We start from the raw sequence: 14458 nt of genomic DNA, 5'->3' as shown, positions 1-14458 counted from the left end.
GTGCGCGGCCCGTCGTTCCTCGCGCGGCTCCGGCGCAGGACCCGGAGCCTCGCCAGCGCCCGCCCCACGCGACGGGGCACCGTGGTGCTCGGCGCGGGCGCGGCGCTCGTGGTGCTCGGCGTCACGCTCGGCCTGCCGGACCTCGTCGGGCTCGGTGCCGCCGGGATCCTCACCGTCGGCGCCGCGTGGTGCTGGATGGCGGTCCGGCGCATCGACCGGGGACGCGGCGCGCTGCACGTGACGCGCCGCGTCCAGCCCAACCCGGCCGTGCGCGGCCAGTTCACGACCGCGCGCCTGGCCGTCGCGGCGGCGCGCACGACGTCGTCGACGGCGTCCACGCTCGCGCGCCTGCGGATCAGCGAGCAGGCCGCGCACGAGCTGTGCGACCAGGGCTCGCTGCGCGCGCAGGTCGCCACGGTCGGCGACCACATCGCCGTGCGGTACCGGCTGCGACCGCTGCGGCGCGGCCGGTGGCCGCTCGGTCCGCTCCTCACGACGCGGACCGACCTCTTCGGGCTCGTCAGCGCGACGCAGGAGCTCGGCGACCCGACCGCGGTGGCCGTCTGGCCGCGCACCGTCGAGCTGCCCGTGCGCGGGACGCGGGCGTTCGGCGAGCACGAGCGCTCGGCCTCCGGCGCGAGGCTCGCGTCGAGCGACGACTCGATCCTGCGCGACTACGTCACCGGTGACGACCCCCGCCGCGTGCACTGGGTCAGCGCCGCGCGCCGCGGCCAGCTCATGGTGCGCTCCGACGAGAGCGCGGGGCTGCCGCCCGTCACGGTGCTCCTCGACCGGGGCCTCCTGCCGCACCCCGAGCTCGCCGCGTCGAGCCCGCGTGCGCTGGCCGACGGCGAGTGGGCCGTCGAGTGCGCGGCGTCGATCGGGGTCTCGCTGCTCCAGGCGGGGCACCCCGTCCGCCTCGTCCCTACGTCGCTCGCCGCGGTGGTCTCCGGCACGGGCTTCCGGGTCAACCGGTCCGGCGAGGGCCCGGCCGACCTGCTCGACGCCACGGTCGACCTGCACGGGCACCAGGTCGTCGCGGACGCCGACCGCTCGGTCGTCACGACGTCCGAGGCGCTGCGCCGCGACCGTCGTCCCGGCGAGATCACCGTCGCCGTCCTCGGGCCGCTCGGCTCCGTCGCCCGGCACACCGTCGCCGCGATGGCCGGCGACGGCGTCCACCGCGCCCTCGTGGTGAGCACCCGGCCGTGGGCGCCCGAGCACGCCGACGCCGTCGAGACCGTCGCCGCGCTCCGCTCGACGGGGTGGCACGCTGCTCTCGTCGACCCGTCCGTGTCGATCGAGCACGCCTGGACCCTGCTCGTGGAGGGCTCACGATGACCGCACCCCGACGACCGGACACCTCGGCCTCCGCGGGCCTGCGCGTGCTCGCGACGAGCGCGCTCGTCGCCACCGCGGTCGTCGCGTCGGCGTACGCGCTGGGGAGCGTCGTCGGACCCGGGGGCTGGACGGGCACGGCGGTCCGCGTGGTCGCCGTGCTCGCCCTCGTCACCGGCCTCAGCCGGTGGGCGCTCGAACGGAGCCACGCGGCGCGCGGCGAGGTGCTCGCCCCGCCGGCGGCGCTCCTCCCCTCGCTCGCGGGGCTCGTCGTGGGGCTGTGGGCCCTGCTCGGGCTGTACGGCGGGCCGACGGACCGGTTCTCGCTCCTCATCGGCCTGTCCAACGTGGACCGCGTGCTGTCCCGCCTCGCCACCGCGCGCGACCTCACGCTCGCGGAGGTCGCCCCGATCGACCCCAGCCTGCCGATCGCCCTCCTGGCGGTCGGCGGCGCGGTCGTGGTGTTCGTCGTCGCCGACCTCATGGCCGGCGGGCTGCGGCTCGGCGCGGGCGTCGCACTGCCGCTCCTCGCCCTGTGGGTGCCCGGGCTCGTCATCGTCGGCGAGATCCCACCGCTCGCGTTCGTCGTGACGGTGGCCGCCCTCGTGCTCCTCCTCGCCGTGGACAACCCGCACCGCGCAGTGCGGCGCGGGGCGACCGCGCGGCGCCCGGAGGACCGCGCCGCCGGCGGCCTGCGCGCCGCGGGCGCGCTCGTCGTCGCCGTCGCCGTGGCGGTCACCGCGCTCGGGCTCGGGGCCGCGAGCGCCTCGCTCCCCGCGGTCGCGTCGGCGTCGTGGTCGCGCCTCTTCTCCTCGACCGGCCAGACCGTCCGGCTCTCCGACGACCTGGACATGCGGCGCGACCTCGCCGAGCGGTCCGGCGAGGTCGTCCTGCGCTACCGGACCGACGGCGAGAACGTCGGTCCCCTGCGCGTCTTCACGCTCACCGGGTTCGACGGCACGAACTGGCGACGCGGCGCCGACCGCGACGGCACGCCCGTGGACGGCGGCGACCAGCTCCTGTGGCCCGACGACCCGGGCGCCGTCGAGGACCCCACGTCGTTGCGCGTCACGCTCGAGTCGCTGCGCGACACCAAGCTGCCCGTCCCGACCGAGCCGCGCACCGTCGGGATCGACGGCGACTGGGCGTACGACGACGTGCGTGACGAGGTCCTGGGCGAGCAGCCGACGAGTGCGGGCACGTCCTACGAGCTCACGGTCTTCGCGCGGCCGCTCGACGCCGACGCGTTGCGCGGCGCCAGCGGCGCGGACCCGGACGACCCGAACTACCTCGACGTGCCCGCGACGGAGCACGAGCAGGACATCCGCGACCTCGCGACGACCGTCGTCGACGGCGCGACGACACGCTACGACCAGGCGCTCGCGCTGCAGACCTACTTCCGCGACATCTCGCAGTTCACGTACTCCACGGAGGTCCCGCCGGGCGACTCCGGCGACGCCGTCTGGGACTTCCTCCAGGACCGGACGGGCTATTGCGTCCAGTTCGCGACGTCGATGACGATGATGGCCCGCACGCTCGGCATCCCGGCGCGCCTGGGCGTCGGCTTCCTCCCCGGGGAGCGCGTCGACGACTCGAGCTGGCAGGTCACGGGGCGGGACTCCCACGCGTGGCCCGAGCTGTACTTCCCGGGCCAGGGCTGGGTGCGGTTCGAGCCGACGCCCGCACAGCAGACCGGCCCGACGCCGCGGTGGGCGACCCCGGTCGCCGTCACCCCCGGCGGTCCGGCCGACCCGGGGAACGTCCCGACGCCCGGCGCCACCACCGCCGCGCCGTCGGCGGCGCCGACGCCGGCACCCACCGACCCCGGGAGCGGCGGCACGACGGGTGGTTCGCGGGAGGACTCCACCTCGTGGCCGCTCGTCGGGGGTGTGGCGCTGCTCGTCGCGGCCGTGCTCGCCGCGGGACTCTGGTTCGTGCTGCGCCGACGCAGCGAGACGGAGACCCTCCGGGACGCGGAGGACGCGTGGGACGAGCTCGTGGCACGGCTCGGTGCGCTGGACGTGCGGTGGCCGTCGTCCACGACGCCGCGCCGCGTGCCCGTCGTCGTCGTCGCGACCCTGCAGGAGCGGCGTGGGGTCGACGCCGGGGACGAGGACGTCGCCGAGGCGCTCACGGCCCTCGCGTCGGCGCTCGAGTCGGAGCGCTACGCCCCGCGCCCGCGCGAGACGGTCGCCCCGGAGCGCCTCCAGGCGCTCGTCGACGTCGCCGTCGAGGGGATCGAGAGGTCGCTCAGCGACCGTCCTGCTCGCGCCGACGGTCCCAGCGCTCTTCGAGTCGGCTGAGGAACGGCTTCCGCGACGACCTGCTCGCCGTCGCCGGACGGACGGTGCCGTCGGGGTCGACGGTGCCGACCGGTCCCTTGCGGGACGCGCGGGGTGCCTGGAAGACCAGCACGACGCCGGCGAACATCAGGACGAAGCCGATGACGCCGAGCCAGGTCTGCGAGAGCGCGGCGCCCAGCACCAGCAGGAGCAGCCCTCCCACGACGCCGACACCGGCCAGGACGTAGCGCAGCGCAGAGCGACGTCGAGGGGCCTGGAGCGTGTTCGCCAACCGCGGATCGTCCGAGGTGAGCGCGCGCTCCATCTGCTCCAAGACCCGCTGCTCGTACTCAGACAGAGGCATGAGCACCCCGATTCTCCACGGTGGTCGTGTGACACCCTCAGGATAGATCGACATCCGCGGGGGTGGTAGTCGAGCGGGCCCGGGCAGGCCCCATCGCGATGGATCTCACCCCGAAACGGCCGCGGACCGCGTCGACGGCCTCCTCCGCGCGCCGTCGGACGGCGTTCGTCTCCACCACGGCCTCCTCGAGCGTGGGCTGGACGACGGCCTCCGCGCGCGGCTCGAGACCTTCCGCGCGCACCCCCACGAGCCGGACCGCAAGCCCGCGCAGGTCCACCCCCGCGACGAGCTCGCGCGCGACGAGGTAGATCTCGCGCGCGACGTCCGTCGGGGCGCCGAGCGTGCGGGCCCGCGTGACGGTCCGGAAGTCGCTCGTGCGGACCTTCACACTCACCGTGCGGGCCACGAGGCCCTGGTGCCGGAGCCGGCCGGCGCACCGGTCGGCGAGCTCGAGCACGCGCGCCTGCACGGCGGTGAGGTCGCGCAGGTCGTGCTCGAAGGTCGTCTCCGCCCCGATGCTCCGCTCCGAGCGCTCGGGCTGGACGGGCCGCGGGTCACGACCCCATGCGAGGTCGTGCAGGTGGGCGCCCGAGACCTTGCCGACGGCCGTCTGCAGGGACGCCACGTCGGTGTCGGCGAGCTCGGCGACCGTCCGGATGCCCCACTGCGCGAGGACGGCCTCCGTGCGCTCCCCCACGCCCCACAGCGCCCCGACCGGCAGGGTGCGCAGGAACGGCACCGTCGCCGCCGCGGGCACGAGCAGCATGCCGTCGGGCTTGGCGTGCGTGGACGCGAGCTTCGCGACGAACTTCGTCGTCGCGATCCCGACCGAGCACGTGATCCCGTGGTCCGCCTGGACCCGCCGCCGCAGCGCGGCGGCGATCCGCGTGGGCGGACCGAGACGGCGCCGGGCACCGCTGACGTCGAGGAACGCCTCGTCGACGCTCACCTGCTCCACGAGCGCGGTGATCTCGCCGAGCGCGGCCATGACCGACCGCGAGACCTCGTGGTAGCGCGCGTGGTCCGGCGGCACGACGACGGCCTGCGGGCACAGCCGGCGCGCGGTGGTCATGGGCATCGCCGAGTGGACGCCGAACGCGCGCGCCTCGTAGGTGGCGGCGAGGACGACGCCCCGCTCGGCGCCGCCGACGATCACCGGTCGACCCACCAGCTGGGGACGCCGCGCGAGCTCGACCGAGGCGAAGAACGCGTCCATGTCGACGTGGAGGATCGAGCAACCGCTCTCGTCGTCCCCCCAGTCCCGGCGGACGACCGCGCGCGGGCCCCGGCTCATCGCGTGCTCACCGAGCCCGCGGACCGGACGGCCGGGCCGTCACGACGCCACCGTCCGCAGCCCGGGCAGCCGCACGAAGCCGGCGTCCGGGTCGACGAGCATCGCGACCTCGTCGCGGAAGTCCTCGGCGCACGCCACGAGCTCGTCGGCGCGGCGGGGGTCGACCTCGTCGAACCGCCCCGCGTCCACGGCGGCACGCACGCGCGCGCCGCTCGCGAAGTACACGGACCACGCGGCGAGCGCGGGCTCGGCGTCCGCGAGCTGCTCCCAGACCGTGCGGGCGCGCCCACGGCGCGGGGGGCGCGCACGGAGCGCGACGACCGCGGCCGCGGCCCGCAGCGCACCGAGGTGGGCGTGGACGAACCGCTCCCCCGCGTCCTGCGCGAGCGCCGCGGCGACGAGCTCCGCGTCGGCGCGGGCGAGCAGCCGCCGCACCTCGGCGGGAACCACGACCTGCGCCCTCGCGCCTGCTTCGTTCGACATCGCGCACCTCCTGCTCCACTATCGAACACCTGTTCGATCCTGTCAACGTGCCGGGTGCCCACGGCCCGTACGGTGAGCACATGGCTCGCCGCACCTCCCGACGTCCTCCAGCGTCCTCCGCACCACCCACACCGCCCCGGCGACGAGGATCCGCACGCGGCGGTCCCGCGGCGTCCGACCTCCCGGACGAGCCGGTCGCGACCACGACGGGCACCGCCCGCGTCGAGCGCGACCCCGACCGCCCGTCCGCGGTCACCCTCTACGTCAACGGCGTCCCGAGCTCGTACCTCGACCTGGACGACCCGGGGATGCTCGCGTTCGAGTACATGCAGCAGATGGCCGCCGTCGTCGACGCGCTGCACCCCGGACCCGTGCGGGCGCTGCACCTCGGGGCCGCGGGGTGCAGCCTGCCGCGCTGGGTGGAGCACACCCGCCCCGGCTCGACACAGCTCGGGGTCGACCTCGACGCGCGCCTCCTCGAGCTCGTCCGCGCCTGGTTCGACCTGCCGCGCTCCCCGCGGCTGCGGCTGCGGCCCGACGACGCCCGGCACGCGGTCGAGGGACTCGCCGACGCGTCGTTCGACGTCGTGGTCCGGGACGTCTTCCACGGCGACCGCACGCCCGACCACCTCGTGACCCGCGGCATGGCCGACGAGGTACGGCGCGTCCTGCGGCCGGGGGGCGTCTACCTGGTCAACTGCGCGGACCGGCCGCCGCTCGCCGCGGTGCGGCGCGAGCTCGCGACGCTCGTCGCCGCCTTCGGCGAGGACGCCTGGGAGGACGGCCGCGTCGCGGCGATCGCCGAGCCGGCGCAGCTCAAGGGGCGCCGGTACGGCAACGTCGTCCTCGCTGCGGTCGCGCCGGGCGGCGGCGCACCCGGCCTCGCCGGCCCGGGGCTCGCACGCGCGGTGCGGTCGCTCGCCGTACCGGCGCGCGTCCTCTTGGGCGGCGAGCTGCGGACCTTCGTCGGCCCCGCGACGCCGCTCGTCGACCCCGCACCCGAGCGCCCTTCCCCCGATGCTCCCGCGCCCGCGCGGTCGACGCCCGACGCGCAAACCGGCGAGCAGGCCGACCACCAGGCCGGTCGACGGGCCGACGAACGGGCCGACGAACGGGCACGGCCGACGAGCGAGGGCTGACATGCCAGGAGCCGCGCCCCCGGGCGGGGACGCGGCTCCTGCGCTGCTGCTACGACCGGGCAACCCGACCGCAGGACGTCGTGGACGTCAGAGCGGGCGGACCTTCTCCGCCTGCGGGCCCTTCGGCCCCTGGGTGATCTCGAACTCGACCCGCTGCGCCTCGTCGAGCGTGCGGTACCCGTTCGACTCGATCGCCGAGTAGTGCACGAAGACGTCGGCACCGCCGCCGTCCTGCGCGATGAAGCCGTAGCCCTTCTCGGCGTTGAACCACTTCACAGAACCCTGCGCCATGCTGTTCCTCTGACCTTCTGTCCATCCGGGGACATCAGCAGGCGGACCCTTCGTCCACCCCCGTGCGCCGCAATGCCATGTCCCACGTCCTTCGCCGGCGCCCGGCCGTGTGCGGCCGGCAGGACCGACGCCGGACCACCCCGCCGGGCGGACCCACGTACCGGCCCTGCACCGGGTCGTGCGCAAGTACGTCACTGCAACGGGTCACAGTGTGGCATGGACCACGTCAGGTCCGCCACGGAGAACAGACCCTCTCGTGCCGATTTTTCGGCACATACTCCCCGACGGGAGCGAGCGCGCCGTCACTCCCCCGACTGCTGCGCGAGGAAGCGCTCGAACTCGGCTCCGAGCTCCTCGGCCGTGGGGATCGGTGCCGACTCGGCGAGCAGGCTCGTGCGCCCGACCGAACGGGCGAACGCGTCGTACTGCTCCTCGAGGGCCCGGACCACCGCCGCGACCTCCTCGGAGTCGCGCACCTGACGCTCGACCTCGGTCTTCGCGTCCTGGACCGCCTCCGCGAGGCCGCTCGTGGCGAGGTCGAGTCCCGTCACGCGCTGGACGTGCTCGAGCGCGACGACCGCCGCCGGCGGGTACGACGACTGGGCGAGGTAGTGGGGCACGTGCACGGTGTAGCCGACGGCGTCGTGGCCGGCGCGGCCGAGCCGCAGCTCGAGGAGCGCCGCGAGGCTCGCCGGGACCTTGACCGTCCCGAACCACGACGTGTGCTCACCGAGCAGCTCGGGGCGCGTCGCGTGCGCCGTCACGGAGAGCGGCCGCGTGTGCGGGATGCCCATCGGGATGCCGTGGAAGCCCACGACGAGCGAGACGCCCAGGCGCTCGACGACGTCGCGCACCGCGGCGACCACGCGCTCCCACTGGACGTCGGGCTCGGCGCCGTGCAGGAGCAGGAAGCCCGTGCCCTCGGCGTCGCGCACGTGGTCGACGACGAGGTACGGCTCGTCGTAGTCGGACCAGCGGTCCGTGCTGAAGGTCATCGTGGCCCGCTTCGAGCGGTAGTCGATGAGCTGGTCGGCGTCGAACGTCACCAGGCGGGTGACCTCACCGATCTCCAGCAGGTGGTCGACGGCCACCTCTCCCGCGCTGCCCGCGTCGACGAACCCCGCCACCGCGTGCAGCAGCACCGGCCCGGAGCCCGCCTCGGGCGGCGTGGGCCACAGGCGCGCCACGGCCTGCTCGTCGAGCTCGTAGATCCCGCGAGGGTCCAGCATGCATCCTCCTCGTCACGTCCTTCGCCCGTGCGCCGCCGGTGGCGCGCTGCGGGCCTGACGAGGTAACGCGACCCGGGCCGGGGATCATTCCCGGCCGGTCGGTGCCGGCGGTCAGCGACCGGGGAGCCGCACCACGGAGACGAAGAAGTCGTCGATCTGCCGCACCACGTCGATGAACCGGTCGAAGTCGACCGGCTTGGTGACGTAGGCGTTGGCGTGCAGCGAGTAGCTGCGCACCACGTCCTCCTCGGCCTCCGACGTCGTGAGCACCACGACGGGGATCTTGCGCAGCGCGTCGTCGGCCTTGAGCTCGGCCAGGACCTCCCGCCCGTCCATCCGGGGCAGGTTGAGGTCGAGGAGGATGAGGTCCGGCGTCGGCGCGCCCGCGTGCTCGCCCTCCTTGCGCAGGAACTGCAGCGCGCTCACGCCGTCGGACACCACCGAGAGGCGGTTGGTGACCTTGTGGTCCTCGAACGCCTCGCGCGTCATGAGCACGTCGCCCGGGTCGTCCTCCACCAGGAGGACGTCGATCGGCTTGCTGCCGTGGCTCATGCGGTGCTCTCCTCGTCGTCGGGGCGCGCGGGGGCCGGAGCGTCCGGACCGGCGCCGCCGGGGTCGGAGCGAGCGTAGCCGACCTGCGCCTGCACGTAGGCGTGGGCGAGCGTGAAGCGGATGGTCGTCCCGCCCTCGCGCGGCTCGATCCAGATGCGCCCGCCGTGGTACTCGACGATGCGCTTGCACAGCGCGAGGCCGATGCCCGTGCCCTCGTAGACGTCCTTGGCGTGCAGCCGCTGGAAGATGACGAACACGCGGTCGGCGTACTGCGGGTCGATGCCGATCCCGTTGTCCTCGACCGACAGCTCCCAGTGGGTGTCGCGCGCGAGCACGCCCACGTGCACGACGGGCGGCCGGTCGGGGTGACGGAACTTCAGCGCGTTGCCGACCAGGTTCGCGAGCAGCTGGTGCAGGAGCGCCTGCTCCCCCACGACGACGGGGAGGGGGTCGTGCGTGACGCGCGCCCCGGACTCCGCGATCTTCTCGGAAAAGTCCTCGAGCACGCCCCGGAGCTCGTGCTCGAGGTCGACGTCGACCCGCTCGGTGCCCGTCCGGCCGACGCGGGAGAACCCGAGCAGGTCCTGGATGAGGCGCTGCATGCGCTTCGCGCCGTCGACCGCGAAGTCGATGTACTGGTCGGCGCGGTCGTCGAGCTCGCCCCCGTAGCGCTTCTTGAGGAGCTGCGTGAAGCTCGCGACCTTGCGCAACGGCTCCTGGAGGTCGTGCGAGGCGACGTACGCGAACTGCTCCAGGTCCCGGTTCGAGCGCTCCAGCTCGCGCGCCTGCTCGGCGAGGAGCTCGTGCGAGCGCGCCGCGTCCTCGTGCGACGCCTTGATCTCCGCGACCTGGTTCACGAGCTCGACGCGCATGTGCTCGACGTCCTGCGCGAGGTCCGCGATCTCGGCGGGCCCGGACGTGACGACCGGCTCGTCGAGGCTCCCGGAGCTCACGAGCCGCACGCGGTGCGCGAGCTCCGCCATCGGCTCGGTCACCCAGCGCTTGAGGCAGACCCACAGGATGATGCCCACCGCGAGCGCCGAGCCGACGAGGACGAGCACGCTCCCGAACAGGGCGCGGCTCCACCGGTCGAGCGCGTCGAGACGCTCGACGCGCTCGGCGCGGAGCGCGTCGTCGTAGCGCGCGGTGTCCGCGCGCGCCGCCCCGAAGAGCTCGCTCCCGCGCGCCTGGTCGACGGCGCGGACCCGCCCCGGGCCGTCCTGCTCGGTCGTCGCGATCGCCCGCTCGGCGTACTCGGAGACCCAGGCGCGCACGGAGGACTCGGCCTGCGCCCGTGCGGCGGCGAGCTCGTCGTCGAGGTCGAGGCGGTCGACCAGCCCGGCGTCCGGGACGACGCCGGCGGCGTCGACCTCCACGGCGCGCGTGTAGGCCTCGAGCGCCGTGTCGTCGCCCGTGGCGACGTACGCGCGCACGGCGACCTCGGCGTCGAGCAGGCCCACGTACGCGCCGTCCGCCTGCGTGACGGCGTCGAAGAAGGGCCCCGTCACGTCCGTCTGGATCGTCAGGACGCGCGAGAGGGCGATCGCGGACGTCGCGAGGACACCGAGGAGGATCACGCCGGCGACGACGAGCGCCCAGCCGAGCCGCCGCCGCAGCGTCGGGGCACGACGCTCGCCCGCGCGCCTGCGGTCTCCTGCCGCGCTCACCGGGACCACTCGTCGGAGTCCGCGAGGGTCGCCGACCGCTCGCCCGGGGAGGTGCCGTCGCCGCCCCACCCGAGGACGAGGAGGGCCGCGTCGTCGGCGAGCGGGCCGCCGTGGAGGTCGCGCACGCGACGGAAGACCCGCTCGACGACGCCCTCGACGCCCTGCTCCAGGGCGCTGTCCACGGCGCGGCGCAGGCCGTCGACGCCGACGCGCTCGGGGCGGGTGCGCGCGTCGCCCGTCCCGGCGCCCGCGACGGTCGCCTCGACGAGGCCGTCGGTGTAGAGCATGAGCGCCCAGCGCTCGCCGAGCTCGACCGGCTGCGACGTCCACCCGCCCGCGACCGGGATCCCCAGGGCGCGGCCGCGGGCGGTCGGCGTGATCTCCGACGCCGTGTCGCGCAGGAGCAGCGGCGCGAGGTGTCCCGCCAGGTACACCTCGGCGCTGCGACGGTCCGCGGAGACGACGACCTGGCACAGCGTGACGAACACCTCCGACCGCGCGCGCTCGGGCACGAGCACGCGCTCGAGCAGCGGCAGGATCGCCTCCGGCTGGGTGTCGCTGAGGACGATGGTGCGCCATGCCGTGCGCAGCGTCGCACCGAGCGCGGCCTCGTCCGGGCCGTGCCCTGCGACGTCCCCGATGACGCACAGGACGGTCCCGTCCGGGCGTTCGACCGCGTCGAAGAAGTCGCCGCCGAGCAGACCGTTGCCGCCGGGCACGTAGCCCACCATGATGTCGAGCCGGTCGTCCTGCACGAGCGGGGTCGGCAGGAGCGCGCGCTCGAGGCGCGCCGTCTCGGCTGCGCGGACCTCGCTGCGGTACAGCGCGCGCTGCTGCTCGACGGACATGCGCCGCTGGATCGCGTAGCGCACCGACCGCCCGAGCAGGTCGCCGTCGACCTCGCCCTTGACGAGGTAGTCGTCGGCGCCCGCGGCGACCGCCTGCACCCCGAGGTCGATGCCCGAGTGGCCGGTCAGGACGACGAGCGCCGGCGGCCGCGACCCGGCACGCACGCGCTCGACGGCGGACAGGCCCACCGAGTCGGGCAGGCCCAGGTCCAGCAGGACGCAGTCGACGTCGTGGGACACGACCATCTCGAGGGCGGCGTCCAGGGTCGTCGCACGATGCAGCTCGACCTTGAGGTCGCCGTCCGCCAGCAGCTCCTCGACGAGGACCGCGTCGCCGTCGTCGTCCTCCACGAGCAGGATCCGGAGCTCGTCGGTCGGGGCGAGCACGGCGCGCCCGGAGAGCGCCTGGTCCGGTCCGGCGGCGTCGTCGCCCCGTGCGGAGGGTCGGCCCGGGGCTCGATGCTCGCTCCCGGTCACGACGCCCGCTCCCCTCTGGTCGCCATGGGCCACGATCCTAGCCGCAGGCGCGCGTCCGGCCCGGTCGGTGCACCGGGACGCGCCGGGCGGCGGCCCCCGGGAGGGCGGTCGTACGCCATAATGGACGGCCGCGCGGGCGGCGCGCCGCAGGTCGAGGAAGGGACAGCGTGGGACGCAACGACGAGCTCCGGCTCGAGCAGGAGGTCGTGGACACCCTCTACGCGCGCCTCGACGAGCTGCGGGCGGCCGCCCGAGCACGCCTCGACGAGGTCCGGCGGTCCGGCCCGTCGGGCTCGCCGCAGAACCGCAGCGAGCGGGACGCGTTCGCGACGCTGTACGAGGACCGCGTCGCGCAGCTCGACGCCGTCGAGGACCGGCTCGCGTTCGGCCGGCTCGACCTCGACGACGGCACCCTGCGCTACGTCGGGCGCATCGGCCTCACCGACGCCGAGCACTCGAGCCTCCTCACGGACTGGCGCGCGCCCGCCGCCCAGGCGTTCTACCGCGCGACGGCGGCCCACCCGGACGGCGTCGTGCGCCGGCGGCACCTCGTGACGCGCGGTCGTGCCGTGACGGGGCTCGAGGACGAGCTCCTCGACCTCGACGCGCCGGAGGCCGTGACCGGCACGACGCTCTCGGGCGAGGGCGCGCTCCTCGCCGCGATGGCCGCGGGCCGCACGGGACGCATGGGCGACATCGTCGCCACCATCCAGTCGGAGCAGGACGCGATCATCCGCTCCGAGCTCGCGGGGGCGCTCGTCGTCCAGGGCGGACCGGGCACGGGCAAGACGGCGGTCGCGCTGCACCGCGCGGCCTACCTGCTGTACGCGCACCGGCGGCTGCTGGAGCGCTCGGGCGTGCTGCTCGTGGGCCCGAGCCTCTCCTTCTTGCGCTACATCGACCAGGTGCTGCCGTCGCTCGGCGAGACCGGCGTCGTGAGCACCACGATCGCCGACCTCCTGCCGGGCGTCGTCGCCGACGGCGAGGAGGACCCGCGCGTCGCGCGCGTCAAGGGCCGGGCGGTCATGGCCCGGGCGGTACGTCGCGCGGTGCGCGCGCGCGAGCGCGTGCCCGCGGCCGACGTGCCGGTCCGGCTCGACGGCCACGACCTCGTCATCCGCCGCCGCGACGTGCGCGACGCCATCGCGAAGGCGCGGCGCACCCACAAGCCGCACAACCTCGCGCGCGTCACGTTCGTCCGCGAGATGCTCTCGCGCCTCGTCGAGCAGTACGGGCGCCAGCTCGGCGAGCCGCTCGTGGGCGAGGACCGCGCGCTCGCGCTGGAAGACCTGCGCTCCCACCGCGACGTGCGCGTCGCGCTCAACCTGGCCTGGCTGCCGCTCACGCCCGAGCGCCTCGTCGAGGACCTGTGGACCAAGCCCCACCGGCTCGCCGAGGCCGCGCCCGAGCTCTCGCCCGAGGACCGGAGGCTGCTCGAGCGACCGAAGGGTGCGCCCTGGACGCCCGCGGACGTCCCGCTGCTCGACGAGGCGGCGGAGCTGCTCGGCGAGGACGACCAGGCGGAACGGGCCGAGGCCGCCGCGCGCGCGGCGCAGCGCGCGCAGGACCTCGAGTACGCGCGGCAGGTGCTCGAGTCGTCCGGTGCGGGCGGCGGTATCGTCGGGGCCGACGTCCTCGCCGAGCGGTTCGCCGCGAGCGGCCCGCGCCTGACCACCGCCGAGCGCGCCGCGCAGGACCGCACGTGGACCTACGGCCACGTGGTGGTCGACGAGGCCCAGGAGCTGTCCGCCATGGCGTGGCGCATGCTCGTGCGCCGGTGCCCGACGCGGTCGTTCACGGTGGTGGGCGACGTCGCCCAGACGTCGTCGCTCGCGGGCGCACGGTCGTGGAAGGGCATGCTCGACCCGGTCTTCCGCGACGCGTGGCGGCTCGCGGAGCTCACCGTCAACTACCGCACCCCGGCCTCCGTCGCGGACGCGGCCCGACGCGCGGCCGTCGCGGCCGGCCTCCCGGTCTCGCCGCTGACGTCCGCGCGCGACGTGGAGGACGCCCTGCGCGTGGTCTCGGTGGCACCGGGCGCGCTCGAGGCACGGGTGCGAGCGGAGGCCGAGGCAGCGCGCGCGGAGTTCGTCGCCGCGGAGTCCGGCCGGGTCGCCGTCGTCGCGGCCGCGCCCGCGGTCCCCGCCCTGCGGGCCGCGCTCGGGCTCGCCGACGCGGGCGGGGAGGACCCGGTCGTCGTGCTCGACCCGGTGCAGGTCAAGGGCCTGGAGTTCGACGCCGTCGTGCTCGTCGAGCCCGCCGAGGTCGCGACCGGGCCGTCGGGTGCGTCCGACCTGTACGTCGCCATGACGCGACCGACGCAGCGCCTCGTCGTCGTGCACGCGCTCCCGCTGCCCGCCGGCATCGCGCCCGCGCCGTCCGACGACGCACGAGTCGCCGCACGGGGCGCCGCACCGGGGGCCGAGGCCTGACGGAGGTCCCGTCCGGGCGCGGGTTCACCTCGTCCCGAGGGTCAAGACCCGTTTGGTCCGGA

12 protein-coding genes are annotated in these 14458 nt (G+C 75.4%); 4 read left to right on the top strand and 8 right to left on the bottom strand.

Annotation, left to right across the window (positions count from 1 at the left end; genetic code table 11):
• Both ABIE39_RS12080 and ABIE39_RS12075 read left to right on the top strand, forming a co-directional pair.
• Entirely contained in the window at positions 1 to 1341 is a 1341-nt protein-coding gene (locus ABIE39_RS12080; protein WP_175009544.1) for a DUF58 domain-containing protein, read from the top strand.
• The gene (locus ABIE39_RS12075) at positions 1338 to 3641 is read left to right on the top strand and encodes a transglutaminase TgpA family protein (protein ID WP_354051914.1); all 2304 of its coding nucleotides are present in this window, start codon (positions 1338 to 1340) and stop codon (positions 3639 to 3641) included. The genes ABIE39_RS12080 and ABIE39_RS12075 overlap by 4 nt, the downstream gene beginning before the upstream one ends.
• On the opposite strand, the gene ABIE39_RS12070 is transcribed toward ABIE39_RS12075, so the two are convergent.
• The 3 genes from ABIE39_RS12070 to ABIE39_RS12060 are packed head-to-tail and all read right to left on the bottom strand — an operon-like array spanning position 3589 to position 5761.
• On the bottom strand, positions 3589 to 3984 hold the full coding sequence (locus ABIE39_RS12070) for an SCO2097 family morphological protein (protein ID WP_175009546.1): 396 nt from the start codon (positions 3982 to 3984) through the stop codon (positions 3589 to 3591). The genes ABIE39_RS12075 and ABIE39_RS12070 overlap by 53 nt on opposite strands.
• 37 nt (positions 3985 to 4021) lie before the next feature.
• On the bottom strand, positions 4022 to 5278 hold the full coding sequence (locus ABIE39_RS12065) for a DNA polymerase IV (RefSeq protein ID WP_354051912.1): 1257 nt from the start codon (positions 5276 to 5278) through the stop codon (positions 4022 to 4024).
• Positions 5279 to 5317: 39 nt separating this feature from the next.
• A complete protein-coding gene (locus ABIE39_RS12060) occupies positions 5318 to 5761 on the bottom strand; it encodes an SAV_6107 family HEPN domain-containing protein (protein WP_175009548.1) in 444 nt (147 codons plus the stop codon).
• A gap of 80 nt (positions 5762 to 5841) precedes the next feature.
• Here ABIE39_RS12060 and ABIE39_RS12055 point away from each other — a divergent pair, with 80 nt between their 5' ends.
• Positions 5842 to 6900 carry a spermidine synthase gene (locus ABIE39_RS12055; protein WP_354051910.1) on the top strand — a complete coding sequence of 353 codons (1059 nt, stop codon included), beginning with the start codon at positions 5842 to 5844 and terminating at the stop codon, positions 6898 to 6900.
• A gap of 87 nt (positions 6901 to 6987) precedes the next feature.
• On the opposite strand, the gene ABIE39_RS12050 is transcribed toward ABIE39_RS12055, so the two are convergent.
• From ABIE39_RS12050 to ABIE39_RS12030, 5 genes are all read right to left on the bottom strand, one after another.
• Entirely contained in the window at positions 6988 to 7191 is a 204-nt protein-coding gene (locus tag ABIE39_RS12050; RefSeq protein WP_034655075.1) for a cold-shock protein, read from the bottom strand.
• Positions 7192 to 7493: 302 nt separating this feature from the next.
• Positions 7494 to 8420, bottom strand: a complete 927-nt coding sequence (locus ABIE39_RS12045; protein WP_175009550.1) for a PAC2 family protein — start codon at positions 8418 to 8420, stop codon at positions 7494 to 7496.
• Positions 8421 to 8531: 111 nt separating this feature from the next.
• Entirely contained in the window at positions 8532 to 8972 is a 441-nt protein-coding gene (locus tag ABIE39_RS12040) for a response regulator (RefSeq protein ID WP_021482350.1), read from the bottom strand.
• Positions 8969 to 10639, bottom strand: a complete 1671-nt coding sequence (locus ABIE39_RS12035; protein ID WP_354051907.1) for a sensor histidine kinase — start codon at positions 10637 to 10639, stop codon at positions 8969 to 8971. Before ABIE39_RS12035 ends, ABIE39_RS12040 begins: the two co-directional genes overlap by 4 nt.
• Positions 10636 to 11964, bottom strand: coding sequence for a PP2C family protein-serine/threonine phosphatase (locus tag ABIE39_RS12030; RefSeq protein WP_342779603.1), 1329 nt, complete (start codon positions 11962 to 11964; stop codon positions 10636 to 10638). The genes ABIE39_RS12035 and ABIE39_RS12030 overlap by 4 nt, the downstream gene beginning before the upstream one ends.
• 167 nt (positions 11965 to 12131) lie before the next feature.
• Here ABIE39_RS12030 and ABIE39_RS12025 point away from each other — a divergent pair, with 167 nt between their 5' ends.
• On the top strand, positions 12132 to 14396 hold the full coding sequence (locus ABIE39_RS12025; RefSeq protein WP_175009552.1) for an AAA family ATPase: 2265 nt from the start codon (positions 12132 to 12134) through the stop codon (positions 14394 to 14396).
• The last annotated feature ends 62 nt before the right edge of the window (positions 14397 to 14458 follow it).

Source organism: Cellulosimicrobium sp. 4261 (genome assembly GCF_040546915.1).
In the GTDB taxonomy this organism is placed as follows: Bacteria; Actinomycetota; Actinomycetes; order Actinomycetales; family Cellulomonadaceae; genus Cellulosimicrobium; species Cellulosimicrobium cinnabarinum.
The sequence above is the reverse complement of the archived record's forward strand: the minus strand, read 5'-3'. Positions and strand labels throughout refer to the sequence as shown.

Excerpts from the sequence above, each read along its gene's own strand:
- ABIE39_RS12075 (WP_354051914.1), top strand. The coding sequence starts at position 1,338 with ATGACCGCACCCCGACGACCGGACACCTCGGCCTCCGCGGGCCTGCGC.
- ABIE39_RS12070 (WP_175009546.1), bottom strand. The coding sequence starts at position 3,984 with ATGCCTCTGTCTGAGTACGAGCAGCGGGTCTTGGAGCAGATGGAGCGC.
- ABIE39_RS12065 (WP_354051912.1), bottom strand. The coding sequence starts at position 5,278 with ATGAGCCGGGGCCCGCGCGCGGTCGTCCGCCGGGACTGGGGGGACGAC.
- ABIE39_RS12060 (WP_175009548.1), bottom strand. The coding sequence starts at position 5,761 with ATGTCGAACGAAGCAGGCGCGAGGGCGCAGGTCGTGGTTCCCGCCGAG.
- ABIE39_RS12055 (WP_354051910.1), top strand. The coding sequence starts at position 5,842 with ATGGCTCGCCGCACCTCCCGACGTCCTCCAGCGTCCTCCGCACCACCC.
- ABIE39_RS12050 (WP_034655075.1), bottom strand. The coding sequence starts at position 7,191 with ATGGCGCAGGGTTCTGTGAAGTGGTTCAACGCCGAGAAGGGCTACGGC.
- ABIE39_RS12045 (WP_175009550.1), bottom strand. The coding sequence starts at position 8,420 with ATGCTGGACCCTCGCGGGATCTACGAGCTCGACGAGCAGGCCGTGGCG.
- ABIE39_RS12040 (WP_021482350.1), bottom strand. The coding sequence starts at position 8,972 with ATGAGCCACGGCAGCAAGCCGATCGACGTCCTCCTGGTGGAGGACGAC.